The sequence below is a fragment of the Nostoc sp. KVJ20 genome, from assembly GCF_001712795.1.
In the GTDB taxonomy this organism is placed as follows: Bacteria; Cyanobacteriota; Cyanobacteriia; order Cyanobacteriales; family Nostocaceae; genus Nostoc.
Map to the genome: position 1 here is coordinate 1 of NZ_KV757743.1, position 784 is coordinate 784.

The window sequence follows — 784 nt, forward strand, 5'->3', positions numbered from 1 at the left end:
CTAGGGCGTGTCATCAATTGAGCCAAATGACAGAAGCAGCCAGATAAATTGCACCTAGAAAGTTTCCAGCGCGTTTGTCGTAGCGCGTTGCGATCGCTCGGTACTGCTTAAGTTTGGCAAAAAAGTTTTCAATGAGATGACGGGCTTTGTATAAATCCCGGTCGTAGTCACGAGGGTGATTGCGGTTACGCTTTGGGGGAATGACTGCGGTTTTACCCTGTGCCTGAAGCCGCTCAATTACTCGCTCATCCGCATCATAGCCTTTGTCTGCTAATACTGTGTCAGCAACAATATTAGGTAACAGTTGGTCGGCTCCATCAAGGTCGCAGGCTTGCCCAGGTGTCAAATGGAAACTTAGTGGGTTGCCCAACGCATCCACCACAGCATGAATCTTGGTACTTAATCCGCCTTTGCTGCGACCAATGGCTTCTGTAGATGCATCCCCCCTTTTGCACCCGCGCTATGTTGATGGGCGCGGACAATCGTTGAGTCAATCATCGCATATTCGTTGTCGGCATCATCTGCTAACTGCTGAAACACCTGCTCCCAAACGCCTGTTTTTGACCATCTACTGAAGCGGGTGTGAATCACACGAAAATCCCCAAATCTTGCTGGCAAGTCTCGCCAAGGAATGCCTGCTCGGTAACGATATAACACCGCTTCGACAAACAATCGGTTATTTTTAGCCGTGGCTCCCACATAGCCCTCTCGCCCAGGTAGCAGGTTTTTGATTCTCTCCCACTGGTCATCTCGTAGTGCGTATCTGCTCGTCATCGTTTTCAAG

Annotated in this window: 1 protein-coding gene; it reads right to left on the minus strand. The window is 49.7% G+C overall.

All coding sequences use genetic code 11. The features are described from left to right. Positions 1–13: 13 nt before the first annotated feature. A protein-coding gene (locus tag A4S05_RS39670) for an IS5 family transposase (RefSeq protein ID WP_370684510.1) occupies positions 14–774 on the minus strand; the annotation gives its coding sequence in 2 pieces (ribosomal slippage) (positions 14–439 and positions 442–774; 759 coding nt in all). Between the last annotated feature and the right edge of the window lie 10 nt (positions 775–784).